29 protein-coding genes and 1 pseudogene are annotated in these 22,103 nt (G+C 68.7%); 14 read left to right on the plus strand and 16 right to left on the minus strand.

Annotated elements, in window-relative coordinates; genetic code table 11:
• Positions 1–25 precede the first annotated feature (25 nt).
• Entirely contained in the window at positions 26–1,024 is a 999-nt protein-coding gene (locus tag EOT10_RS30655) for a hypothetical protein (RefSeq protein ID WP_127831626.1), read from the plus strand.
• Between the two features lie 92 nt (positions 1,025–1,116).
• On the opposite strand, the gene EOT10_RS30660 is transcribed toward EOT10_RS30655, so the two are convergent.
• Together EOT10_RS30660 and EOT10_RS30665 are read right to left on the minus strand one after the other, a co-directional pair.
• Positions 1,117–1,992: a GNAT family N-acetyltransferase gene (locus tag EOT10_RS30660; protein ID WP_127831627.1), complete on the minus strand. Its 876-nt coding sequence runs from the start codon at positions 1,990–1,992 to the stop codon at positions 1,117–1,119.
• A gap of 30 nt (positions 1,993–2,022) precedes the next feature.
• The gene (locus tag EOT10_RS30665; RefSeq protein ID WP_127831628.1) at positions 2,023–2,811 is read right to left on the minus strand and encodes an esterase/lipase family protein; all 789 of its coding nucleotides are present in this window, start codon (positions 2,809–2,811) and stop codon (positions 2,023–2,025) included.
• Between the two features lie 241 nt (positions 2,812–3,052).
• Between EOT10_RS30665 and EOT10_RS30670 the strand changes: the two genes are divergently transcribed.
• Both EOT10_RS30670 and EOT10_RS30675 read left to right on the plus strand, forming a co-directional pair.
• A complete protein-coding gene (locus EOT10_RS30670; protein ID WP_127831629.1) occupies positions 3,053–3,322 on the plus strand; it encodes a DUF1876 domain-containing protein in 270 nt (89 codons plus the stop codon).
• Positions 3,323–3,469: 147 nt separating this feature from the next.
• Complete coding sequence (locus EOT10_RS30675; protein ID WP_127831630.1) at positions 3,470–4,882, plus strand: RtcB family protein; 1,413 nt, start codon at positions 3,470–3,472, stop codon at positions 4,880–4,882.
• A 39-nt stretch (positions 4,883–4,921) separates the two neighbouring features.
• Here the strand turns inward: EOT10_RS30675 and EOT10_RS30680 are convergent, their stop codons facing one another.
• Positions 4,922–5,377 carry an archease gene (locus tag EOT10_RS30680; RefSeq protein ID WP_127831631.1) on the minus strand — a complete coding sequence of 152 codons (456 nt, stop codon included), beginning with the start codon at positions 5,375–5,377 and terminating at the stop codon, positions 4,922–4,924.
• A 219-nt stretch (positions 5,378–5,596) separates the two neighbouring features.
• Here EOT10_RS30680 and EOT10_RS30685 point away from each other — a divergent pair, with 219 nt between their 5' ends.
• From EOT10_RS30685 to EOT10_RS30695, 3 genes are all read left to right on the plus strand, one after another.
• The gene (locus tag EOT10_RS30685; RefSeq protein WP_223281306.1) at positions 5,597–6,109 is read left to right on the plus strand and encodes a transposase family protein; all 513 of its coding nucleotides are present in this window, start codon (positions 5,597–5,599) and stop codon (positions 6,107–6,109) included.
• A 204-nt stretch (positions 6,110–6,313) separates the two neighbouring features.
• Positions 6,314–7,687, plus strand: a complete 1,374-nt coding sequence (locus EOT10_RS30690; RefSeq protein ID WP_223281307.1) for a DUF1254 domain-containing protein — start codon at positions 6,314–6,316, stop codon at positions 7,685–7,687.
• A 237-nt stretch (positions 7,688–7,924) separates the two neighbouring features.
• The gene (locus tag EOT10_RS30695; RefSeq protein WP_223281308.1) at positions 7,925–8,596 is read left to right on the plus strand and encodes a transposase; all 672 of its coding nucleotides are present in this window, start codon (positions 7,925–7,927) and stop codon (positions 8,594–8,596) included.
• A 121-nt stretch (positions 8,597–8,717) separates the two neighbouring features.
• Here EOT10_RS30695 and EOT10_RS30700 read toward each other — a convergent pair whose 3' ends face one another.
• From EOT10_RS30700 to EOT10_RS30715, 4 genes are all read right to left on the minus strand, one after another.
• Positions 8,718–9,182 carry a DUF4241 domain-containing protein gene (locus EOT10_RS30700; RefSeq protein ID WP_223281320.1) on the minus strand — a complete coding sequence of 155 codons (465 nt, stop codon included), beginning with the start codon at positions 9,180–9,182 and terminating at the stop codon, positions 8,718–8,720.
• Positions 9,183–9,184: 2 nt separating this feature from the next.
• Positions 9,185–9,442, minus strand: coding sequence for a hypothetical protein (locus tag EOT10_RS30705; protein WP_127831633.1), 258 nt, complete (start codon positions 9,440–9,442; stop codon positions 9,185–9,187).
• Between the two features lie 203 nt (positions 9,443–9,645).
• The gene (locus EOT10_RS30710; protein ID WP_127831634.1) at positions 9,646–9,993 is read right to left on the minus strand and encodes a hypothetical protein; all 348 of its coding nucleotides are present in this window, start codon (positions 9,991–9,993) and stop codon (positions 9,646–9,648) included.
• A 78-nt stretch (positions 9,994–10,071) separates the two neighbouring features.
• Positions 10,072–10,503 (minus strand): winged helix-turn-helix transcriptional regulator, encoded by a 432-nt coding sequence (locus EOT10_RS30715; RefSeq protein WP_127831635.1) that lies wholly within the window; start codon positions 10,501–10,503, stop codon positions 10,072–10,074.
• Between the two features lie 93 nt (positions 10,504–10,596).
• Between EOT10_RS30715 and EOT10_RS30720 the strand changes: the two genes are divergently transcribed.
• From EOT10_RS30720 to EOT10_RS30730, 3 genes are all read left to right on the plus strand, one after another.
• Positions 10,597–11,421 carry an NAD(P)H-binding protein gene (locus tag EOT10_RS30720; RefSeq protein WP_127831749.1) on the plus strand — a complete coding sequence of 275 codons (825 nt, stop codon included), beginning with the start codon at positions 10,597–10,599 and terminating at the stop codon, positions 11,419–11,421.
• A 254-nt stretch (positions 11,422–11,675) separates the two neighbouring features.
• A complete protein-coding gene (locus EOT10_RS30725; protein WP_127831636.1) occupies positions 11,676–12,050 on the plus strand; it encodes a VOC family protein in 375 nt (124 codons plus the stop codon).
• Between the two features lie 182 nt (positions 12,051–12,232).
• A complete protein-coding gene (locus tag EOT10_RS30730; RefSeq protein WP_127831637.1) occupies positions 12,233–12,949 on the plus strand; it encodes a GNAT family N-acetyltransferase in 717 nt (238 codons plus the stop codon).
• Here EOT10_RS30730 and EOT10_RS30735 read toward each other — a convergent pair.
• Positions 12,936–13,379 carry an ArsI/CadI family heavy metal resistance metalloenzyme gene (locus EOT10_RS30735; protein WP_127831638.1) on the minus strand — a complete coding sequence of 148 codons (444 nt, stop codon included), beginning with the start codon at positions 13,377–13,379 and terminating at the stop codon, positions 12,936–12,938. The two genes, EOT10_RS30730 and EOT10_RS30735, sit on opposite strands and share 14 nt — an antisense overlap.
• A gap of 413 nt (positions 13,380–13,792) precedes the next feature.
• Positions 13,793–13,984: a hypothetical protein gene (locus EOT10_RS30740; RefSeq protein ID WP_223281309.1), complete on the minus strand. Its 192-nt coding sequence runs from the start codon at positions 13,982–13,984 to the stop codon at positions 13,793–13,795.
• A 215-nt stretch (positions 13,985–14,199) separates the two neighbouring features.
• On the opposite strand from EOT10_RS30740, the gene EOT10_RS30745 reads away from it, so the two are divergent.
• On the plus strand, positions 14,200–14,574 hold the full coding sequence (locus EOT10_RS30745) for a VOC family protein (protein WP_127831640.1): 375 nt from the start codon (positions 14,200–14,202) through the stop codon (positions 14,572–14,574).
• Positions 14,575–14,604: 30 nt separating this feature from the next.
• On the opposite strand, the gene EOT10_RS30750 is transcribed toward EOT10_RS30745, so the two are convergent.
• A complete protein-coding gene (locus EOT10_RS30750; RefSeq protein ID WP_127831641.1) occupies positions 14,605–15,144 on the minus strand; it encodes a DEAD/DEAH box helicase family protein in 540 nt (179 codons plus the stop codon).
• A gap of 90 nt (positions 15,145–15,234) precedes the next feature.
• On the opposite strand from EOT10_RS30750, the gene EOT10_RS30755 reads away from it, so the two are divergent.
• Positions 15,235–16,050 carry an alpha/beta fold hydrolase gene (locus EOT10_RS30755; protein WP_127831642.1) on the plus strand — a complete coding sequence of 272 codons (816 nt, stop codon included), beginning with the start codon at positions 15,235–15,237 and terminating at the stop codon, positions 16,048–16,050.
• Positions 16,051–16,080: 30 nt separating this feature from the next.
• Here the strand turns inward: EOT10_RS30755 and EOT10_RS30760 are convergent, their stop codons facing one another.
• A complete protein-coding gene (locus EOT10_RS30760; RefSeq protein ID WP_223281310.1) occupies positions 16,081–16,917 on the minus strand; it encodes an SDR family NAD(P)-dependent oxidoreductase in 837 nt (278 codons plus the stop codon).
• A complete protein-coding gene (locus EOT10_RS30765; RefSeq protein ID WP_127831644.1) occupies positions 16,914–17,429 on the minus strand; it encodes a nuclear transport factor 2 family protein in 516 nt (171 codons plus the stop codon). The genes EOT10_RS30760 and EOT10_RS30765 overlap by 4 nt, the downstream gene beginning before the upstream one ends.
• Positions 17,430–17,639: 210 nt before the next feature.
• On the opposite strand from EOT10_RS30765, the pseudogene EOT10_RS43225 reads away from it, so the two are divergent.
• The 3 genes and pseudogenes from EOT10_RS43225 to EOT10_RS30775 form a co-directional block, all read left to right on the plus strand.
• Positions 17,640–18,062, plus strand: a pseudogene (locus EOT10_RS43225) (SDR family NAD(P)-dependent oxidoreductase); the annotation flags it as partial.
• Positions 17,968–18,453 carry an SDR family NAD(P)-dependent oxidoreductase gene (locus EOT10_RS30770; RefSeq protein WP_431313342.1) on the plus strand — a complete coding sequence of 162 codons (486 nt, stop codon included), beginning with the start codon at positions 17,968–17,970 and terminating at the stop codon, positions 18,451–18,453. The pseudogene EOT10_RS43225 and the gene EOT10_RS30770, both read left to right, overlap by 95 nt.
• Before the next feature lie 30 nt (positions 18,454–18,483).
• Positions 18,484–19,041, plus strand: a complete 558-nt coding sequence (locus tag EOT10_RS30775; protein WP_223281311.1) for a GNAT family N-acetyltransferase — start codon at positions 18,484–18,486, stop codon at positions 19,039–19,041.
• Positions 19,042–19,169: 128 nt separating this feature from the next.
• Here EOT10_RS30775 and uraH (EOT10_RS30780) read toward each other — a convergent pair whose 3' ends face one another.
• From uraH (EOT10_RS30780) to EOT10_RS30795, 4 genes are read right to left on the minus strand one after another with little or no spacing between them, the layout of a single operon-like run.
• Positions 19,170–19,523, minus strand: a complete 354-nt coding sequence (gene uraH / locus EOT10_RS30780) for a hydroxyisourate hydrolase (RefSeq protein WP_127831645.1) — start codon at positions 19,521–19,523, stop codon at positions 19,170–19,172.
• 21 nt (positions 19,524–19,544) lie between these two features.
• Positions 19,545–20,150, minus strand: a complete 606-nt coding sequence (gene uraH, locus EOT10_RS30785) for a hydroxyisourate hydrolase (RefSeq protein WP_127831646.1) — start codon at positions 20,148–20,150, stop codon at positions 19,545–19,547.
• Positions 20,147–20,701 (minus strand): 2-oxo-4-hydroxy-4-carboxy-5-ureidoimidazoline decarboxylase, encoded by a 555-nt coding sequence (uraD, locus tag EOT10_RS30790; protein WP_127831647.1) that lies wholly within the window; start codon positions 20,699–20,701, stop codon positions 20,147–20,149. The genes uraH (EOT10_RS30785) and uraD overlap by 4 nt, the downstream gene beginning before the upstream one ends.
• On the minus strand, positions 20,698–22,074 hold the full coding sequence (locus EOT10_RS30795; protein ID WP_127831648.1) for an MFS transporter: 1,377 nt from the start codon (positions 22,072–22,074) through the stop codon (positions 20,698–20,700). Before EOT10_RS30795 ends, uraD begins: the two co-directional genes overlap by 4 nt.
• Positions 22,075–22,103: the final 29 nt, after the last annotated feature.

Raw genomic sequence — 22,103 nt, forward strand, 5'->3', positions numbered from 1 at the left:
TTCCCGAGCATCCGAAGGAACCGTGATGTCCGTAGCCACAGATGTGCTCGTCCCGGCGCTGCGCGAAGTCCGTGAGGCCAAGTCGGCGCTTGCCGACCGCTTCAGAGCCCACCTCGCCGTCACGCCCCCCGGTGAACACCGGGATGTCCTCGAGCGTCGCCTGGGTGACGCCCGAGGCCACGCATACCGCATCGACGAACGCTTGGGAACCTTGCAGCCCCGCGGGCTGCTGCAGAGCGTCCTCGGGGGCGCCTGGCAGCTCACCGGGCAGGCCGCCCGGCTGCCCCTCGACATGGCCGCCTCCGTCCCGGGCGTCGTGTTCCGGAACCGGGGGACGGCAACGGAGCACCAGCTGCTCAAGAACGCCGAGAACGAGTACGCGGTCACCGCCCTGGCCCTGGCCCTGTGCCGGGCCGCCGAACGCATCGCCCAGGAGGCCGAGGACACCGTCAGCGCGGAACTGCTCACCTCCATCCGCCAGGACGACGAGGAGGCGCTGGCGGAGTTCGCCGCAGCCCTCGAACAGCATGCCGAGAAGTCAGTGGCGGCGTCCGCCGAGACGGCCGACGGCCTGAGCGTCAGTGGACCGGCGCAGGCGGTGCGTGACTGGAGCAGCTGGCTGCGGGAGACGGCCGAACGGATGCCGGGCGCCGACCGGCTCCAGGGTGCACCGCGGGGAGCCCTCATCAGCGAGGAGGAGCTGCCGATCCCCGACTACCGCCGCCTCAGCACCAGGATGATCATCGACCGGCTGCCGCACCTGGCGCAGACGGACCTGGCCGTCGTCGGTGCGTATGAACGGTGCCACGCCGGCCGCCCGGCTGTCCTGAGCCGGATCGGCGCCCTGTTGGGACCGGTGCCCTGGCCCGGCTACGACAGCATGACCGCGGAGGAGGTCGTCAAGCGGCTCAGTGATGCCGAGCCTGCCCACTGCCGGCGCGTGCTGGACTATGAGCGCCGCCACCAGGCACGCTCTACCGTCCTGAAGGCTGCCGAGAGGGCAGCCGAACGAGTCCCTGCCTGACCGGTCCGGCTCCGGCGAGGCGCCCGTGGTCGACCTGGTGAAGGTGGCGCCGCTGCTCGGGTACGGCTGCCGCTGCCGTACCCAGTGGCCGGTCACAGGCAGGTGTGTCGCCGCTGGTAGGTCCACAGCTCGTCGACGAGGCTGAAGCCGAAGGAGTCGAAGAGCCGGGAAGCAGCCTCGCTCTCGGAGGTCGGCGGCATGTTGTCGATGACGAGCGCGGCCTCGACGGCACCCTGCTCCGCGAGCAGGGCGAAGGCCTGGCCGAGCAGCTTGCGGCCCAGGCCCCTGCCACGGTGAGTGGGACGGGTCTCGATCCAGTACACGGTCGCGGTGCGGTCCGGTCCGACGCTCACCACAGCCTCCGCGACCGGCTCGGCCCCGTCACGGATGATCAGCCGATGCCCCGGAGGGCACTCGCAGGGAAAGACATCGGCGACCAGCTTGGCCGGGGCCGGCCATGGCTCGCCCGGTAGCGTGCAGTGCAGGTAAGCGCCCCGACGGTGGCCTGTGAACCCGGCCTCCAGCAGTGCCTCGTGGGTCGCGGCGCGGCGGAGGTGTGGCAGGCCGCCCGGCCCCAGAGGGCCCGGCGGAGCGCCGACGAACGCGTCGATCTGCCGGCAGCGGGCGAGTTCGGCGAGTGCATGGCCGAGGAGGGTGCGCAGGGCGGGCAGATCCTCTCGGGCATACGCCCAGCAGATCACGCCGGTGCGGATGTCGGGCCACGACAGGAACGCGATGACGCCACGGGGGTGGTCCGCAGCGTCGGAAAGAACGCTGATCCTCGGCCGCTCCTGCGCAGCCCAGTCGGCCAGGGCCGGCGGGCCGCGCCGCGCTGCGGCCAGCTTCTCCTTGGTGCAACGCTGCTGCCCCGGCATTCGGTCGGCGTCGATCAGCTCACGCACGCCCGCCTCGTCCTCGGAGCGATACGGGCGTACGGTCGTGCTGCTGGGGCTGAGGAAAGACGCCATGGTGTCGGTCCACGCAGATGTTGTTACCGGCTACGTTTCAGCGTGCCCTGTTCTGCCCTGTCTGTCACGGTCAGCCGGAAATACATCGAAGCCGGTCTGCCCGACTGCGGTCAGCAGCGCGCGGACCTCGTCGATGACCGGCTGGTGAAGCGGAAGCGTCAGGTGGCCCACCCCCGGCACGAGCACGTTGCGGGCCTTCAGGTCGGGGTGATCGATACGGCCCCTGGCGGCGGGCACGACGGCCTCGTCCAGGTCGCTGTAGAAGGCCACGAACCGGCTCTGGCATCCCGCAGCCGGCCCGGCGAGTTCTGTCAGGATTTCGCTGCCTGGCCGCAGCTGGCGCAGGAGCGGGTGCGGCGGCGCCAGCAGCGCCGTGGCGGTCCCGCCGTGCGGCGTCGCCAAGGTGACCACGAGGGGAACGTACGCGTCCCCGCCAAGACGCTGCACGTAGTAGCGGGCGACCAGCCCGCCCAGGCTGTACCCGATCAGGACTACCGGCCGCCCTTCACACCGGCCGGCCGTAAGCTCCACCTGTTCACCCAGCACCTGGGCGGCCGTGCGGACGTCCGGACTGAACCCGTTGTATGTCACGGGCACGAAGGGTCCCGCCCCGCAGCCGCCCAGACCCTGCTCCAGACATGAGACGACCCAGTCCCGGTCGGCCAGGCCGTGCACCAGCAGCACCGGAACCCGCGAGTCGGCCCGCGCCGGCTCGCCGTCGACCGCCGACCGCGAAACCTGGGAACGACCAAGCCACCCGGTCAGTTGCCCCATGCCCTCCACCGCGAGGCCGAACGGGAGCCGGGCCAGCCATGCCACCGCCCGGCCGGCCTCGGCCCCGACGCCGCGAACCGGCGACAGACCCGGTACCGACAACTGCGTCTTGAAGGGAGTACCCGTGGCAGTTCACCTGCCCTTCCATTCCCCTCTCTCTGTTGTCTCACATCAACACTGCGCATGCCGACCCGATTCCCCGCGACTGCACCTGCCGTAGCGGCACGAAGTCCGGGATGCGGGCCCTGCGCGCGACAATGGAGGTCTGAGAAGGGAGGCGGTCGCCATGCAGACACACCTCTCCTGGCACATCGATCTGAGCCTCGACGAAAGCGGCCCCGAGACCGGAGCGGTCGCTCAGTTGAGGCTCCCCAATGCCACCGAAATGTCGGCCCGCGGACATTCCAAGCGCCACCCGGACGACCCCGTGCAGACGCTGGTGGGAGAAGAACTCGCCACGGCCCGGGCCCTCAACGATCTTGCCCACCAGTTGCTGCGCAAGGCCGCCCAGGAGATCGAACAGAAGACCCACGCGCCGGCGCGCCCGCACCTGTAACTGCGTGTCCACGCAATGCGCTCAACCGACTGTAATCCCCAGTTGATGGTGAGTACGGCGAGGTTCTCGACATGCCGCACGGGACGCCGACCGGCAAGACACCAGTCTGACGGCACCACCAGTCTGACGGCACACGGGGAGGCCACGATGGAACTGGTCGAGGACAGTCCCTATCGCTACCGCATCGAACGGCACGGTTCCATGCGGGTACCCGGCGTCGTTTTCGCGTCCCGGGACCTGCTCGCCGATGCCGAACAGTCCCTGGCGCAGGTGGTCAACGTGGCCACTCTGCCCGGCATCGTCACCGCCTCATACGCCATGCCGGACATCCACTGGGGTTACGGCTTTCCCATCGGCGGCGTCGCGGCGACCGCTGTCGACGCCGGCGGGGTTGTCTCGCCGGGGGGAGTCGGCTTCGACATCTCCTGCGGTGTGCGGCTGCTGGCGGCGGACTGTGACCGGCGTGAGTTCGAGCCCGCGCTACTGGGGGTGATGGACGGCCTGGACCGGGCCATCCCGCGCGGCGCCGGACCCGGCGGGGTGTGGCGGCCGACCGGCACCAGAGAGCTGGAGCGCATCCTTGAGGGCGGCTCCCGCTACGCCGTCGAGCAGGGATACGGCGAGGAACGCGACCTGGTGCGCTGCGAGGACCTCGGTGCCGTCGCCGACGCCGACGTTGCCCAGGTCGGCGTGCGGGCCCGGCAGCGGGGCCTCGGGCAGGTCGGCAGCCTGGGCTCCGCCAACCACTTCCTGGAGGTGCAACAGGTCACCGAGGTGTACGACGAACAGGCCGCAGCAGCCTTCGGATTGGCCGTCGGCCAGGTGTGCGTGATGATCCACTGCGGTTCGCGCGGGCTCGGACATCAGATCTGCACCGATCACGTCAAGACGATGGACCAGGCCATGGCCCGCTACGGCATCACGGTGCCCGACCGCCAGCTGGCCTGCACGCCCGTGCACTCGCCCGAGGGGCGAGACTACCTGGGCGCGATGGCCGCAGCAGCCAACTACGGCCGCGCCAACCGCCAGTTGCTCACCAACGCGGCCCGCCGGGTCTTCCAGCGCGCCGCCGGCATCCGGCTGTCCCTGGTCTACGACGTGTCCCACAACCTCGCCAAAATCGAGACCCACACAGTGGACGGGACACGGCGTCGACTGTGCGTGCACCGCAAGGGCGCCACCCGTGCCTTCCCGCCCGGGCACCCGGATCTGCCGAAGGACCTGCGCGAGGCCGGGCAGCCGGTGCTGATCCCCGGCACCATGGGCACGGCGTCGTACGTGCTGGCCGGGGTGCCCGGCGGCGACGCGTTCAGCTCCACCTGTCACGGTGCGGGCCGCACGATGAGCCGGCACCAGGCCGCCCGCACGATCACCGGCAGGGAACTGGCTGCACGACTGGAGCGGGACGGCATCGCGGTGCGCCCGCGGTCGTGGCGCGGGCTGTCCGAGGAGACCCCGGAGGCGTACAAGGACGTGGGCGCGGTCGTCGCGGCGAGCGAGGGCGCGGGGCTGTGCCGCACGGTCGCCCGCCTGGTTCCGCTCGGGGTGGTCAAGGGCTGAGGCCACCGCCGCGTCCCATGAAGTCCACGCCTCACGGCGTCACGCGTCGATCGTCACCGCACACGACCAGCCGTACGGATCCGGCCCGATGCGCAACTCGTGCCACGTGACGCCCTTCGGCACGGCCCCGGTGATCTCCACGTCCGCCAGTTCGGCGAGCGCCAGCCGTACCTCCAGGCAGGCGTGGGAGGGGTAGGTCTCCACGTCCACGGGCACGCGGCCCTCCACTTCCAGCCGGAAGATGACCTCTTCGAGGAGCGCCGCCAGCAGGTAGTCGTCGGGGCACTCGGTCAGCCGGAGCCGCTCCATGGTGGTCGCCAGAACGTCGGACACGTCGGCGAAGCACTCCACCATCCCCAGCACTGCCTCCGCCAAGCAGTCCTCCCGGGTCGCGCCCCACGCCTCGATGCGCATGTCGGCGGTGTGCGGCACGCCGCGATGCCCGCTCGCGCCCTGCCGCCGCGCCCGCAGGTCGTCACCAGTGTCACCGACCATGCCCAACCGTGTGCCCGCACGCGCCACATCCACACGCACCGCAGCCTCGACGGAATCGGGGTTCTGGCACAGATCTCGGGGAGTCGTCGCGGAGCGTCACCTCGATGTTCGATTGCGAGGGACTGGCTCGTGTGAGACGGCGTACGCCTTGTCGCCTGGCAGCCTGAAATGTCGCTCCATCAGGTGCTTGTCGGTCGATGCCGTGGTCGGCTTTGGACGGTGACGGTGCTCGTCATGCCGACCGGTGCACCATTCTGGGACTCGCTGGTGTTCGACGGGATCGACGATGTGGATGTCGAGGCGGTTACGGCCGCGTTCGGCACGGTCGAGGTGGTGGCGAGAGGCCGCGCTGTCGGGGCTGCATGTCCGGGCTGCGGCCGCTTTTCGGACCGGGTCCACGACCGCTACCGGCGTAGGCTGAAGGACCTTCCGCTCGCTGGGCAGGGCTTTGTGATCCGGCTGACGGTCCGGCGCTTCATCTGTGGGTCGGCGGACTGCCCGCGCCAGACGTTTGCCGAGCCGTTCTCCCGGCCGGCCGCCCCGCGCGCACGGTTCACCATGCGGCTCAACCACGCCCTCGAGCGAGTGGGGCTCGCCCTGGCCAGGCGGGCCGGCGCTCGACTGGCTGCCCAGCTGGGCTCAGGCGCGGGAAGGATGACCTTGTTACGCAGGGTCATGGCACTGCCCGATCCAGGCTCCAGCACTCCGCGTGTGCTGGGCGTGGACGACTGATGAGGATCCGCGAAATCGGCCAGGGTTACCCCCACTCCTCACTTGCTCCGGGATTCAACAGGGGTTCCTGACCGCCGCGCTGGACCGGGGGCCGGTCCAGGACCCCACGGGGGGTCAGATGACCTAATCCCGGTCGCTGGTGCGGCACAGCTGGCTTAACTTGCGAACTGTCGGCTCAGCAGCGCAGCAGGGAGAGGGGCAGAAATGTCGTCGTCCGAGACCGCGGGGCCTGTGGCGCACAGCCGGATGCCGGAGTCGTTCGTGCGCGCGGTGGGCCACTTCGCCTATGTGTGGGGCTGGCCGATGGTCTCGATGATCAACCGGCGCACCGCGCTGACGTCGGTCCCCGAGCCCGGTCTGAGGGGCGGAGTGCTGCCCAATGCCCCGCTTGGCCGGGTATGCATGCTGACCGACTACATCCCGGCTGGACAGCGGTTCGTGGCCTGCACCAACCAGGATGTCCTGTACGGCTTCGGGTTCGGCAACCTGGATGAGCAGCCGGCCGTCTTCCAGATCCCCGACTTCGGTGACCGGTTCTGGGTCGCGGCGGCCTGGGACCATCGCACGGACTCGTTCGCCCAGCTGGGGAAGCAGTACGGGACCAAACCCGGCTTCTATGCCGTGGTCGGCCCGAACTGGAAGGGCGGCCTGCCCGAGGGCATCTCGGGCAGCTTCCGCTCCAGCACGGCGTTGGCGGCGTTTTGTCCACGGGTCTTCATCGAGGACACCCCCGAGGACCGGGCGAAGGTCATGGAGCTGCTGCCCTACGTGACGGTCTACCCGCTGGACCAGTTCGACGGGACCATGAGGGCCGACGACTGGGCGAACGTGCCCACGTTCCCCGTCCCGGGCGAGGTGAGCGATGGGGAGGTCCACTGGGTCGACCCGGCGAAGTTCTTCGACCAGCTCCCGGAGGTCCTCGACACCGTGCCGCCCCTGCCCGGCGAGGAGGCGCTGTACCAACAGTTCCGCGCACTCCTCGCTGCAGCGGACGCCTCGTCTGAGGTCAGGCAGACACTCGTCGAGGTCGCACAGGAGGCCGAGAAGGAGATCATCACCCCGCTCTTGCGGTGGGAGTACAACGGGCCCCCAGCCGGGAACGGCTGGTTCTCCCCGAAGAACAACTCCGCGTTCGGCACCGACTACCTGACCCGCGCCGCGATCGCCCGCTCCAACATGTTCGAGAACGCGCCGCAGGAGACGAAGTACATCTTCACCGACACCGACATCGACGGTGTCCAACTTCACGGCTCCCACGGCTATACGGTGCGGTTCCCCGCCGGCCAACTGCCGCCGGTGAACGGGTTCTTCTCCATGACGCTGTACAACAAACACCACTTCTACTTCGAGAACGACCTGGGCCGGTACTCCCTCGGCACCAAGAACACCGACCTGGCCTACGGCCAGGACGGGTCGCTCACCCTGTACGTCGGCAACACCGCGCCCGACGGTGCGCCGACCAGCAACTGGCTCCCGGCTCCGGCGGACGGATTCTCCCTCTACATCCGCGCCTACTGGCCCCAGCAGCCCATCCTCGACGCCACCTGGACACCGCCCCGCGTCGAGCGCAGCGACTGAGCAGGACCCCCGAGCCCGACCTTCCTCAGAGTGCGATGGTGGGGACATCCAGAGAGCAGGTCTGGGGAACACCCGAGCACTGGGTGGCCGTTTTCAAGGAGCGCCATCACGACTTCGCGATCCGCCGCGGCCAGACCTACTCCACTGTCTTGACACCCCGTCGGCCGGCGGGCCGAGCGGAAGAAGGCCGCACACACCCTGGTCCACGAGCTGCTTGCCCAAGGCCACTCACGCCGGGTGATCGCCCGGCACCTGGGCTGGGGCCTCAACCCCGTGCTCCGGTACGCGGCCGCCGCACGCTGGCAGGACACCATCTGTGAGAACCGGCCCCGGCCCAGCAGGCTGGACTACAAGCCCTGCCTGGAGCGGCGATTCGCCGCGGGATGCACCAGCGTCACCCGACTGCACAGCGAGCTGGTTGCCGAGCACGCCCCCGTCACCTACGCCATGGTCCGCGCCCACATCGCCACTTTGCGCGGGGCTCCGTCCGCGGCACCGCCCCGGCCACCGACGGTGCGCCAGGTGACCGGCTGGCTCACCCGACACCCCGTCGCGCTGAGCGAGGACGGCCGCGCCGGCCTGAAGGATGTCCTGGCACGCTGCCCCGAACTGGACACGGCCGCCGGACACGGCCGCGAATTCGGCGAGATATTCAGCGGCCGCCTCGGTGCCAGACTCCCTGCCTGGATCGACGCGGTCGATGCCAGCCAACTGCCCGGCCTCACCGGCCTCGCACTCCACCTGCTCCGGGACCTCGACGCAGTGACAGCCGGGCTCGCCCTGGACTGGACCTCGGGCAGCATCGAGGGCGCCGTGAACCGCATCAAAAAGATCAAGAGACAGCTCTACGGCCGAGCCCGGCTTCCACCTGCGCCGGAAGCTGATCCTGCTGCAGTAGCCCTGCAGTAGCGCCTTGCCGCGGATATCGGAGTGGGATCCCGGTACCTTTCCTCAGGCTGTTCCCCCCAGTGAAAGCAGGCAGCCACGTCCGGCTACGCGACTTGTAGAACAGGGAGAGGCGGCAGCGACGTCATGCTTTGGCGCCGGCCATGCCACTGGTGACGACGATCGCGGCCACGTCGCCAGCCTCGGTACGGCCCAACCAGACGACGCCACCCGATTCGGCCCCGAACGTGACTAGATCGGCTTGCTGCGACTCGTCGCGTACTCGCTCGCAACCGTCGGCCAGCTGTTCGGTGTCACGTGGTGCCGGAATGCCGTCTACGAACGTGCGAAACGGCGCGGACAAGGTGGTCCACGCGCCTGCGTCGGCGAAGCAGCCAACATTCGCGTCGGAGAAGAAACGGGGCTCATCGCCCGGCTGAAGCTGGTCGATGTCCTCGTCGACACCCAGGCCCATTTCCCACCCGACCACAGGGGCGTCGCTGATGCACAGGCGCGTCGCGGCACACTCATCGCCATCGAATTGCTCGCCAAAGAACTCGTACGGGCCCGCCGCCCACGCGATCTCCACTCGGTACACGCCCGGGGGCATGCTCACCGCCAGCTCTCACGCGGGGGCCTCGTCGGTAGCCCTTTCTCGTATCGCCAGACGTCGTCGTCCCACGGCGCATCGACGACGAGCCGGCCGCTGGGAACGCGGATGGTGGTCAGCTCCTCGACCCCTGTCACGACTACCGGCGTCGTCGGATCGTCGTACACCGTCCCCAGATGCGCACCGGGCGTGAAAGCCGCCTCCAGGTACCAGGTGGCCTCAGGCCCGGCTGCCAGCCGAGCGTCCTCGACCCATTCCACGTCTCACCCCTCCTCACCGCCCGGCCGGGCGGTCAACCGAAAGCTACGTGGGCCCCCTGACATCGGCACTTCGTGCTTCGTCACGATCCGTGATCGCTCCCCAAGATCTGTGCCAGAACCGGAATCGGACAGCGGAGGGTAGTGAGAAGCGAGTACAAGGTCTCTGCGCCCCTGCTTCCTACCCACCTGCTCTCCCGGACTGGCTACATTGTCGGCCTTGCCAGAACTTCAAGGGCACGCCACCGCTCCCCGGCGGGCACGCTTCTGTCCCCCACCAGGCGGTCGACCACCGACCGTACGACGGCCGCCGTCTCCACCGGGATCTCCCGCACGCCGAACACCGTCTCCAGCGGGACCGCACCCTTACGTGTCGGCTCACCTGTGGCAGCGTTGAACCAGCCCTCGGCCCGCTCGCCCAGGTGCCGCTCGAACACCGTGAGGATCACTCCGAGCGCCGTCGCGGTGTTGCCGATCTTGTACGCGGCTCGTGAGGTCTCCAGCGCATCGAGCACCGACTCGCGAAGCAGGACCGGTGAGTCCGGCGGGGCCACTGCCGATCACGGCGATTCGGGGTCTCATGTCGATACAACGTACGGCCCCTCACCGAGCCGGTCCCTCCGTTTGCCGGTTTACCGGATGTCGTGGTCGGGGTGGGTCCGGTCGTACTCGTGCCGTGCCTCGGCAATGACGGCGCGATGGGTGAGGGACCAGTCGGCGAGTGCCTTGACCAGGTGGGTCAGGCCGGCCCCGGTCTCGGTCAGGCGGTAGTCGACCTGGGCCGGGACGGTCGCGTACACGGTGCGCAGGACGAGTCCGTCGCGTTCCAGCCTGCGCACGGTGAGGGTGAGCATGCGCTGGGAGATGCCGTCGATCGCGCGTTGCAGTTCCCTGAACCGGCGTGGTCCGCCGGCCAGTTCGACGATCACGAGCACCGACCACTTGTCCCCGATCCGGTCCAGGACATCGCGGATCCCGCAGTCCGGGTGATCCTCGCGCCCACAGGGGTCGAGGGCGGCGGGTGCGACGGGTGTGGCGGTTACCTCGGTGTGCGTGGGTGACATCGAACTGCCTCCTTGTGGCCGGTACACGGGCGGACAAGGATCAAGCCTAGTTACCGAAGAGAACCACTACAGAAGGCTGTGACCGTGACTGACATGATCTTGGTGACCGGAGCGAACGGGAACCTGGGCTCGGCCACTCTCGCGGCGCTGCGTGCCCGCGGTGCGAACGCGGCGGGCGGCAGCCGTACCCCGCGTGCCGGGATGCGGCTGCTCGACTTCGACGATCACCCGGGCATTGATCTGGCCGGTGTGTCGACCCTGGTGCTCGTCTCCGCCGGCTACGCCGAGGACGACCAGGTCATCGGGCGGCACGCGGCCGTCCTGGACGCTGCCGCCCGGGACGGCGTCCGGCATGTCCTCTACACGAGCCTGACCGGCGCCGGCGACCATCTCGGTTTCGCCCTGGCCCACCGTGCGACGGAACGGCTGGTACGCGCCTGCGGTCTGCCGTGGACGATCCTGCGCAACGGTCTCTATGCCGAACTGTTCGGCAGTCTGCTGATGTGGGCCGACGGCCGGGTGGAGTCCGCGTTCGGTGACGGCGCCCTGGCCGCGGTCACCCGCGAGGACCTCGCCGAGGCAGCGGCGATCATCGCGGCCGATCCGGCACAACACAGCGGGCGCATCTACGATCTGACCGGCACGCCGATCACGGCGGCTCACGTGGCCGCCCGGCTCGGAGTCCCGCACCGCGCCATCGGCCTGGGCGAGTACCGGCGCAGGCTCCTCGACGAGATGCCGGAACTGCTGCCCTTCCAGCCGCCCATGCTCGCCTCGATCGCGACCGGCATCCGCCACGGTTTCCTGGACGGCACCGGACCAGACCTCGCCGGCATCCTCGGCCGCCCGGTTCGCGACCCGCTGGCTGCGGCTGCCGCGGCCGCGTCGGCCACGAAGCCGAGGGCCGCCGCCGGATGACGGTGAACTGCTGCGGGGCCCCTTGCCTCGGCTGCCCACCGACCATTTTTTACGTTGTCACCGCCTGTCGGATCCCGTAACGTCCCCGACGTGAACACCGGACCGGCGCTACGCCACACACAGATCGGCTATCCGGTGGAGGGCTGATCGCACGATGGGGGCGGAGAACGCACCCTCTCAGTTCGGCACGCGGACCTCCCCACGCTCGTGCACCACGGAATCCGTTTCTTCGTGTCGAGCACAAGCGAGGTCAAATGACAGTCACGTTCAACCACACCATCATCGCCGCCAAGGATCGCAACGAGTCGGCTCGGTTCTTCCGAGAGCTGTTGGAACTTCCGGAAGCACCCTCATGGGGCCCGTTCACCAACATCCAGCTCAGCGACGGTGTGCTGCTTCAGTTCGCCGAGCCGCCGGTGGAGATCCAGATGCAGCACTACGCGTTTCTGATCGACGACGAGCAGTTCGACCGGACGTATCAGCGGCTGTGCGATCGCGGCATCGTGCACTGGGCCGATCCGCAGATGCGACGCCCCGGTGAGATCAACGACGAGCACGGCGGTCGAGGGGTGTACTTCAAGGATCCGGCCGGTCACGCGATCGAGCTGATCACTCGCCCCTACCTGTAACCGAGGAAGTCCCTGGTCGGGCGCTCCGTACGCGACGATGCCCGACCAGGTGGCGGACTCCGTTGCGACGCCGGTGAGTTGCATGAAATTCACGCGACATGGTGCGGTGGCTTTGAAACGCTACGGTCCCGGGCTTCGCGGCTCGGGCTGAGGCGACTTGAGGCGGCAGGGATGGGTGAGCGGTGAGTTTCAAGCTGGAGGGACCGGCTCTTGAGGGCGCGCTCGTGCGCTTGGAGCCACTGGGGCAGCGTCATGCGGCGGACCTGGCCGTGGCGGCCGAGGAAGACCGGAGCTCGTTCCGGTTCACATGGGTGCCTCCGGCCGCTGAGGTCGAGGGATACATCGATACCCAGCTGGGCCGTGCGGCCGCAGGGACGCTGGCCCCGTACGCGCAGGTGGACCAGGCGTCGGGAAGGGCTGTGGGCACTACGGCGTACTGGGATCCCCGGTGGTGGCCGGACCGGGACGGACTGTGCGCGATCGAGGTCGGTTTCACCTGGCTCGCCGCGTCGGCTCAGGGCACGGGCGTGAACACCGAGGCCAAGTACTTGTTGTTCCGGCACGCCTTCGAGAGCTGGGGGGTGGCACGCGTCGATTTGAAGACGGACGCGCGCAACGACCGCTCACGCGCCGCGATCGAAGCGACCGGCGCTCACTTCGAGGGTGTGCTGCGGAACAGCTCCAAGTCCTGGGTACCTGGCGAGGAGGGCCGGCTGCGCGATTCCGCGATCTTCTCGATCACCCCGGCGGAGTGGCCGGACTGCCGCACACGACTGGAACAGCGCATCGCTCGTGCGCGCGAACGCAGGCAGGCAGGCAACGCCAACTCGGTGAAGCAATCGGGTAGTTCAAGCACGCTCGGCGTTCCCGCACGAGCAGCAGGGCCTACTCCTGCCTGACGGCCTCCACGGGCGCGGGTTCGCTTGCACAACAAGGGCTCTGGGGCTGCTTGGCCAGGCTGTCGGCGTCGGCCTTGACGACGTAGACCTCCCACGGCTCCTGTCCGGGGCCGTGGACCCAGACCTTGTCCTGGAGGGCGTAGCAGCACGTGGTGTCGTTCTCCACCGCCGTGTCCAGCCCCTGGCCCGCCAGACGGGCGGTCGCGGCGGCGACGGCCTCGGAGGATTCCACTTCGACGCCGAGGTGATCCATGCGGGTGTCCTGGCCGGACTCGCCCTCGATGAGGACGAGCTTGAGCGGTGGCTCCGCGAGGGCGAAGTTGGCGTAGCCGTCGCGGAGTTTGGCGGGTTCGGCGTTGAACAGCTTGCTGTAGAAGGCGATCGACGCCTTGAGATCGGGCACGCGCAGGGCGAGTTGGACGCGGGACATGACGGCCCTCCTGTCGTGGTCGATGGCGCGGACTGGTCAGGTCAACCAGGGTGGGGCGAACGCGGGCATGGCGACTCCCCACTTGTTTCGACATCTGTCGATGTCTTGTGCGGCCAGCATCGCACCTGCTTCGACGTGCGTCAACATAGACAGTTGTCGAATTAGACCCGCGGTGTCGGGGTCAGAGGCCGAGGAACCTGACGGCGTTGCCCCGGCGGAGCGCCTCCCGGTCGCTGTCGCCGAGGAAGCCGGCATCATTCTGGGCAGCGGGAAACGTCGTCGATACCGGGGCCAAGGTGCCTCAAGCGATGGCAGCGGGCATGGTTGCCGGGACGGCGGTCAACGCCGCCCTTGTCGATGAGGACTTCCAGCTCTGACGGCACCCCGGCTCTGACTGCACCCAGCCCCGAGCGTCACTTTTTGACGCGGTGCAGTTGGATCTCCCGGTTGACGAAGAGGTGGACGTATCCGCAGCGCCAGCAGATCAGTCCGGTCGCCGTCTCGTCGGCCCAGGCCAGCCCCAGGAACTCCCCGCCTGTGCTGTTGAGTTTCACACCGCGTTCGCGGAACTGGTCACTCTTGCAGACCTGACAGGTGATCCACATTTCCCCCAACGAAGCCCGCACTGGTTTCGCCATCGCCACTCCCCCGGTTGCGTCTTGAGACGATCATGACTGGGGCCGATCGGGAAAGGAACGGAGTTGAGCAAGACCTGAGCAAGACCTGAGCAACCCGCCGCCGCATGCCCGCCCCGGTGGCGGGTACGACCCCTCCCGTACACAGGCGCCGTGGAAGCGGCCGAAGAGGGAGGATCTCGGAAGTGATTCGAAAGCTGCAGGCGGTCGCGCTGGACTGTGCCGACCCGGTACGGCTCGCTGAGTTCTACGCGGAACTGCTCGGCGGCCAGGTGATCGCGCACCCTGAGGATTCCGACTGGGTGGAGGTGCACGGGTTCGAGGGAACACCGCTGGCCTGCCAGCGGGTGGACGGCTACCGACCGCCCGAATGGCCCAGCCAGGAACGCCCGCAGCAACTCCATCTGGACTTCGACGTGGACGACCTCGAAGGAGAGGAGAAGCGGGCGCTCGCCCTCGGCGCGACGGTGCTGGAGCGGACGGACCAGGTCCGCCCGGACGCCAACTGGCGGATCTACGCGGACCCGGCCGGCCATCCGTTCTGCCTCTGCCTCCACTGAGCCCGGCGGAACGCTCCGGCAACCCGGTACTCACTGCCAGTCGGCTGCCCTGATCACGGATGCGGCGACGTCGGAGACGGAGCGTGTGGTGGTGTCGACGGTGAAGTCCTCGACCGCGGACCGGCTGAGGATCCCGTCCAGTTCAGCGGACCGGTCCAGATGCCACCGCAGTGCTCCGGGCTCGCTTTCGTGGCGGCGGGCCAGACGCCGGTGAATGACCGGCAGTTCGGCCCATAGCCGGCACACCGTGAGATCGACACCTACGGCATCGGCCAACTGCTTCCGCTCAGCCGGCTGCTCGATGACTCCCGCGAGTACGAGGCGCGTCGCTCCCGCATCGAGGTAGTTGCCGGCGATGCTGCGCAGGTTCCGCAGCAGCATGCCGAAGTGGAAACGGTCACCGGGAGGTGCGGGCCATGACTGTCTCAGCCAGTCGAGGTCGAGCACGGCATGAGGGATCCCGGCCTCCGCGAGAAGGTCGCCCACCGCCCCGGCGACAGTGGTTTTGCCCGCGCCTACAGTGCCGTTGACGAGGAGGGCCCGAGGGTCGCGGGGGCTTGGTGTGTGCATCCCGGGATCCTACGTCGAGGCGTGCGGACCCGGAATGCGCAGGCCAAATACCCCTGGGCGCCCGACGATCACCGAGTTAGGGTGCCCTGCATGAACGCCATGAACCTGCGCGGTGCCACCCTCCACTACGACGACTTCGGGCCTTCGACCGGACTGCCGGTCCTCCTGATCCACGGACACCCCTTCAACCGCACCCTGTGGGCACCCCAGGCCGCGGCGCTGACCGAAGCCGGATACCGGGTCATCACCCCTGATCTGCGTGGGTACGGCCGCAGTGACGTCACCCCGGGAAAGGTCCTGCTCTCCGACTTCGCCGATGACCTCGCCGCGCTCCTCGACCACCTGAGCATCGAGCGGGCGGTGGTCGGCGGTGTGTCCATGGGCGGTCAGATCAGCATGGAGTTCCATCGGCGTCACCCGCAGCGGGTGCACGCTCTTGTCCTGTCCGACACCTCCGCCCCCGCCGAGACCGACGAGGGCAAGGAGTTCCGCAACCGCCTGGCCGACAGGCTCCTCGCCGAGGGGATGGACGGTTACGCGGGCGAGGTGATCGACAAGATGCTCGCCGTGTACAACGTCGACGCGATGCCGGACGTCGCCGGGCGAGTCCTGGCCATGATGCGTGCCACCGACCCACGCGGCGCCGCCGCGGCTCTGCGCGGCCGGGCCGAACGGCCCGACTACCGCGACTCGTTGCCCGCCGTGCGGGAACCGGTACTGATCCTCGTCGGAGCGGACGACGCGTACACCCCCGTCGCCGACGCCGAGGCCATCCGACACCTCGCCCCCCACGCGGCCCTGGCCGTCATCGAGAAGGCGGGACATCTGCCCGGCGCCGAGCAGCCCGAGCGCTTCAACGCCGCGCTCCTGGACTTCCTCACCACTCAGGTGCCCGCCGGCGACTGAGCGAGGTGGCGGAGTCGACACCTGAACACATCAGTACAGCGGTCCGCCCCCGAAGGCCGCTCGGTGTGAGGTGGCGCGGCGGCCGTCCGGTTCGGTCACCCCGTACTCTTCGGCGAGTTCGGCCACGACATACGTGTGGCCGCTTCGTTCGGACAGCTGTGGGTCGTCCGTGAGGCGGGCGATGACCGAGCCGACGAACTCGGGCGACTCCGCGTCCGCCAGCTTGAACCCGGCCACCTCCTCCACACCGGCCTCGACCAGCCCGTCCGTGCGCACCAGGCCGGGCCAGAGCGAGAGCGCCGACACCCCCGTCGAGGCCAGTTCGTAGCCCATGTCGGCGGCCATCTTGTCCAGGCCCGCCTTGGAGATGCCGTAGAGCACCGAGTGCAGCGGGGCGCGGGCGCCGAACGAGGAGATGTTGACGATCAGTCCGCTGCCGCGGGCCACCATGTGCCGGGCCGCGTGGACCGAGGCGACGTAGTGGGCGCGCAGGCCGATGCCGACCAGCGGTTCCCAGTCGGAGACGGGTCGGGTCCAGAACGGCTCGTCGAACCCGGCCATGCCGTCGGGCGCCGCCCACACGTTGTTGACCAGCAGGTCGAGGCGGCCCCGCTCAGCCGTGATCCGCTCGATCAGCGCCTCGACCTGAGTGTCGTCGCGGTGGTCGCAGCGTACGGCGACGCCCTCACCGCCGGCCTCGTCGATGCGACGCACGGTCTCCGCCTGGGGACTTCCCGGGCCCGGCTCGCCCCTGCCCGTGACGTAGACGGTCCAGGCGTGGGCGCCGAGCGCAGTGGCGATGCCCCGGCCGACGCCCTTGCCGGTGCCGGTGACCAGTGCGACACGGGACGCGGTCTCGTCGGTCACAGGTGTGCTCCCTCGTCGACGACGTATCCCTTGGGCAGCGGGCGGGTCAGCGACCACAAGGAGCGGAAGTGGTGCTTGGCCAGGCGCCATGCGCCGTCCTCGACGACATACCGGTCGTCGTAGTCGCCGCACAGGACCCGCTCGGTCTCCTCGGCGAGGTTGAGCTGCCTGAAGCGCAGCGTCCAGCGGCCCGTCGCCTCGGTGGAGGAGAGGAAGGTGATCTCCGGGTGCACCCCGTGGTGCATGTCCAGGACGAGATGACCCTCGTTGTGGCGGGCCAGCGCGATCCGTTCGAAGAGGGTGACGAGGTCGTCGACGGTGGCGAAGGTGCCCAGTTCGCCATAGTCGATGTCGGCTCCCTCGCGGATGAAGCACGCGCGGAACGCCTCGGGATCTTTGTGATCGCAGGCGCGCAGGTAGCGGTACTTGAGCTCCTCGATCTCCTGACGCGCCTCCAGTCGGGCGACGCGCTCGGCAAGGCTCGAGCTCGGCGGGGCGGGTTCGGACGGCATGGCCGGCTCCTCTCTCGGCGGACGGGCTGGGTGACGGCGACGGTAGGTAGCAGACACGGGCCGAGGCCACGGCAAGTTCCCGGTCAGCGGGAGAAGTTGATGCCGGGGCGGGAAGCGCGGACGTACGGTCGGCGCCTGCCCGGACGGCCGCCGGAGCGTGCCCCGGTGGGCCCGGACCGGGTTCCCCAGCACCTGGTGCGGCAGTGGACGATGGCACACCTTGCGCGACAGACGACGAAGGGAACAAACATCGTGACAACCCTGACTCTCCCCGAAGGCGCGGCCCTGGTCTTCGGCGGCAGCGGCGGACTGGGCCGCGGTGTGGCCACCGCGTTCGCCCGCGCCGGCAGCCCGGTCGCCGTCTGCTACCACTCGCGGCGCGCATCGGCCGAGGAGGCGGTGGCCGAACTGCGCGTGCTGGGAGTGAAGGCCAGCGCACACCAGGTGGACGCGCGCGACGAACAGGCGGTGCGCCGCGTCGTGGCCGAGGCGTGTGCGGAGCACGGCCGCGTGCACACCCTGGTGTGGGGCGCGGGTCCTGTCGTCGACCAGATCGCTCTCGCGGACACGAGCCCCGAGCGTTACCGGCACTCCGTCGAGGTGGAAGCGTTGGGCATGTTCACGGCCGTGCACGCGCTGCTGCCCCCATCTGCGGGAGCACGGTGGTTCGTTGGTGCACCTCGGCTCGGCGGGCGATGCGTGGTTCCCGGTCCACGACGGTCTTTCCGTGCTGCCCAAGGCGGCCAACGAGGCGCTGGTGCGCGGGATCGCGAAGGAGGAGGGGCAGCACGGGGTGCGGGCCAACTCGGTTCTGGTCGGTGTGATCGACGCGGGCATGTTCCGGGAGTTGAAGGAGCAGGGTGTGGTGGACGCCGAGTGGGAGGACCGGGCGCGGGCACTCGTCCCGATGCGCCGCTGGGGAAACCAGGACGACGTGGGCCACGCCGCGGTCTTCCTCGCCTCCGAACAGGCGGGCTACATCACAGGCCAGCAGATATCCGTGTCCGGGGGGTTCGGGGTCTAATAGCCCTTCATCGAACGCGAGGGGCACCGCATGGCCACGCGAGGAACCATCACGGTCGAGCGCATGGACGGCCCGGCCGCGGCACACGCCGTGGACGCCTTCAGGCTCGTCTACGCCGACGTCTTCGCGGAACCGCCGTACAACGAAACCGCCGACGACATCACGGCCGCCTTCCGGCGCTTTCTCCTCCAGACCCGCAAACACACCTTTCGCGGCACTCTGGCCCGTTCCGAGGACGGCGAGCCGGTCGGCGTGGCGTGCGGCTGGACGGTCCCGTCCGACACCCGGTGGTGGGACGAACTGACCGAGTCCGTCCCCGACGGCATGCGGCGCGAGGACGGGCACCGCACCTTCGGCCTCATGGAACTCGCCGTGCGCGGAGCGTGGCGCGGGCAGGGGGTGGCGCGCCGCCTCCACGAAGCCGTGCTCGACGGCATCGAAGCCGAGCGGGTGCTGCTGAACGTCCACCCGGACAGCCAGGCGGCATCGGCCGCCTACCAGGCGTGGGGCTACGCCAAGATCGGCGAGGCGCGGCCGTGGGAGGGCCCGCACCTCTATGACGTCATGCTGCTCGACCTGCGCGCATGACGACTGTCCACGAGCGAATCGCGTCTTCACTCGGGTACGCCGACACCTGACGTCGGTGCGCGGACCCGCCCGGTGACTCCGGGCCGGTCCGCGCCCTCGCTTCAGCGACACACCTCAGCGGCACATGTCTAGCTGCCGCGGTACGTCGTGCAGTTCCACGGTGTACAGATCATCGGTATGTGGAAGTGCTGCGTCGCGTCGAACACCGTGAAGCGCACGGGTACTTGGTCGATGAAGGGCGGGTCCGGCAGGTGCCCCCGGAGCCCGGCGTAGTACTCGTCGACGTGGAAGAGCAGCTCGTAGCGCCCGGCCTTCGCGTCCTCCGGCTTCAGGATCGGCTCGTCGGTCCGCCCCTCCTCGTTGGTCCGTACCGTCTTGACGACCCGGTAGGCGCCGTTTTCGAGAATCGAGAATTCGATACGCATTCCGGCGCCGGGTTTCCCGTTGGCGATATCCAGAACGTGCGTCGATATTCCGGCCATTCGTGACCTCCCGCGGGCGGACTAGCTGCCTCGGTAGTAGGAGTAGTTCCAGGGGCTGAAAAGGATCGCCACGTGGTAGTGCTGTGCGGCGTCCGCCACCTTGAACCGGATGGGAACCTCTTCCAGGAATGAGGGCTGCGGAAGCCGGGCGCCGATGCGAGAGAAGTACTCCGCCAGGTGGAGCGTGATCTCGTAACGGCCGGCCTTCAGTTCATCCCGGTTCAGGAGCGGGTCCTTCGTCCGCCCGCCCGCGAGCGTCTCGAACCTTTCGAGGAGCCGGTAGCCGCCGTTCTCGAAGTACGAGAGGTCGAATCGCAGTCCGGCCTCGGTCTCCCCTCGGTAGGTGTCGATCGCGTGCACGGTCAGGCTCGGCTCGACCGGTGGAATGGGCGTCTTGCCCGGCGCCGCCTTGGCGGTTGCCGGCGCCCCACTGGCGCCTGCCGCCCGGCTCGCCGCGCTGCTCGGACCGGCGAAGCCCATCGGTACGACGGCCATGGGGCCGAGGACCAGGCCTGCTCCCAGGAGCCTTCGACGGCTGGGAGCCTGGTCGTGCGAGGCGGGCATGTTTTCGGGCACGCTCTCCGGCATGTTTCCGGGCATGTATCCGGGCACGTTCTCGCTGGTCATGGCCGCGTCCCGTCGCGGACGATCGCCCGGAGGCGCCGTCCGGTGATCACGGTGATCTGGTTGACCGCCTCCGACAGCTCCGCCTCGGTCTCGTTGGCGGTGCGGCGCCGGAACTCGTCGAGGATCTGCGTCTTGTTGTATCTGGGCACACAGATCACGAACGGGAAACCGTGGCGCTGCCGGTACTCGGCGTTCATCCGGGTGATCAGGTCCAGCTCGGCCGGAGCCAGCGCGTCCAGACCGGCGCTCGCCTGTTCGGTCGTCGAGTCCGAGGTCATGTCCCCGGACTGCGCCTCCTTTCCGGCCAGTTCAGGGTGCGCGCACAGGAAGTCGATCTGCTCGGTCCGCGAGAGCCTCCGGACCACGTCGATCATCGCCGCGTGCAGGGCCTCGACGCTGTCGAACGGACGGGCTGCGACGGCCCCGGCCGCGACCCACGGCGAGTGCTCGAAAACGGAGCCGAGCAGGCGGACGAACTCCTCCCGGTCCAGCGCATTGACGGCCTGGAGATCGAGTAGCGGGGCATCCGCTGCGAAATTCGGTGCGTTCATGCCTGAGGTGCCTCGGCTTCCTGCTTGACCGATGCCGGGGCGACGGCCTTCTTGACCTTGGGGATGCACATGAGGATGAGTACGGTCGCGCCGATCTCGAAGGCCGCCACGACAGCAAGCCCCGGGGAGAGGGAACCGGTGGAGGTCTTGATCGAGCCCAGCATGTAGGGGGCGCTGAATCCGGCCAGGTTGGCCATGGAGTTGATGAGCGCGATGCCGCCGGCCGCGGCGGTCCCGGCGAGGAACTGGTTGGGCATCTGCCAGAAGACCGGGATCGCGCTCATGGTGCCGATGATCGCCAGGACCAGGGCGATCAGGGTGAGGACCGGGCTGAAGTTGATCGTGACGGCGATGGCCGCGAACGACGCCGAGCCGAGCGCGGCGGCGAGCCCGCAGTGCCAGCGGGACTCGAGGTGCCGGTCCGAGTGGAAGCCGTTGTAGATCATGCCCGCGCCGCCGAGTAGGTAGGCGAACGCCATGATCCAGCCGATGGTGACCGGGCTGTCGTAGCCGACCTCCTTGATGATGGTCGGCCCGAAGAAGGTCTGTGCGGAGTTCGCCGTAATGATGCAGAAGAAGATCGCGATGAACTGCCAGATGCGGCCCTGCTTGAGCGTCGCGAGCATGCTGTGCTCGCGGGATCCCAGCGTGGCGTCCTCGCGTGCGATGTCCTGCAGCACGAACTCCCGCTGACGCGGGGTCAGCCACTTCGCGGCCTCCGGCCTGTCGCTCAGGTAGAACAAGGTCACGAAGCCGGCGAGGACGGACGGAACGCCCTCGACGACGAACACCCACTGCCATCCCTGCATGCCGTTGACGCCGTCGAGGGATGTCATGATCCAGCCGGCGAGCGGCCCGCCGAGCACTCCGGCGAAGGCGGATGCGGACATGAACATGCCGAACGCCTTGCTCCGCCGGCTGTTCGGGAACCAGTACGTCAGGAACAGGATGATTCCGGGATAGAAGCCGGCCTCGAACACTCCGAGCAGGAAGCGCAGGAAGTAGAACATCCCCGGCGTCGTCACGAACATCATCGCGATGCTTGTCAGACCCCAGCCGATCATGATCCGCATGATGGTCTTCTTGGCGCCGATCTTCTGCAGGAGAAGATTGCTCGGTACCTCGAAGAAGAAATAGCCCAGGAAGAAGATGCCGGCGCCGAGGCCGTACACCGTCTCGCTCCATCTGAGGTCATCGAGCATGGTCAGTTTGACGAAGCCGATGTTCACCCGGTCGATCCAGGCCAGCACCCAGAGGCCGGCGAGAAACGGGATGAGCTTCAGCGTGATCTTGCGATAGGCGCCTTGGAGCTCGGCGCCGGCCGGGTCGGACACACCGGCCGGTATGGAATCGGGACTGTCGGAACTGCTCATGGCAAACCCCTCATGTTTTACGGTGGCTT

It is taken from the genome of Streptomyces antnestii (assembly GCF_004005495.1).
Classification (GTDB): domain Bacteria; phylum Actinomycetota; class Actinomycetes; order Streptomycetales; family Streptomycetaceae; genus Streptomyces; species Streptomyces antnestii.